The 902-nt window shown below is 58.8% G+C and carries 1 pseudogene; it reads right to left on the reverse strand.

The window, feature by feature from the left end:
- Nucleotides 1–902, reverse strand: a pseudogene (locus NKH43_RS35215) (IS110 family RNA-guided transposase); the annotation flags it as partial.

Here is a 902-nt window from a genome sequence, read left to right on the forward strand (position 1 = left end):
GCGCGCGAGCCAGGAGCCCTCGGGCGCGCCCTTCCGCGATGCCCATCGGACCACAGCCATGGCTCCAATGATGAGCAGGCGTCGAATATCGCATTGGCCCATCTTCGAGGTTTTTCCTAGTCGTTGCTTGCCGCCGGTCGATTTCTGCAACGGGACGAGCCCAAGCCAGGCGGCGAAGTCACGGCCGCATTTGAACGTCTCCATCGGAGGCGCGAAAGTTTCGATCGCCAGTGCGGCGATGGGGCCAACGCCGGGCATGGTTTGCAAGCGCCGAGATGCCTCAGCTTCCCTCGACAGAGCATCGATCTTCTTCTTCAGTACGTCGATCCGGCCAGTTAGCTGGTAGATCCGGTCCAGCAGATCGCGGCAGATTTCGCGGGCCAGATCAGGCAATTTGGCTTTCTCGTCCTCAACGAAACATTCAAGTCGGTTCAGATAACGAATTCCCTGCGGCGCGATGTGGCCGAACTCATAAAGGTGCGCACGCAATGCGTTGACCAACTCAGTGCGCTGATTGACCAGCTGTTCTCGGGTGCGAAACATTATGGACCGAGACTGCTGCTCCTCGGTTTTCGGTTCGACGAAGCGCATCGTTGGCCGCTGCGCTGCCTCGACGATCGCCTCCGCATCCGCTGCGTCGTTCTTCTGCCGCTTGATGAACGCTTTGACATAGCGAGGTTGCAATCAGCTTCGGCTGATGGCCAAGCCGGACCATCTCGCGCGCCCAATAATGGGAACCGGCGCACGCCTCCATCGCCACGACACATGCCGGATGACCCGCCATGAATTTGCAAAACTGAAAGCGCGACAGCTTCTTGCGAAATACGACTGATCCGTCAGCTGCCGCCCCGTGCAGTTGAAAGACGTTCTTTGCCAGATCGACCCCGATGATGGTAACCTTT

It is taken from the genome of Mesorhizobium sp. M1163, from assembly GCF_040318415.1.
Taxonomy (GTDB): Bacteria; Pseudomonadota; Alphaproteobacteria; order Rhizobiales; family Rhizobiaceae; genus Mesorhizobium.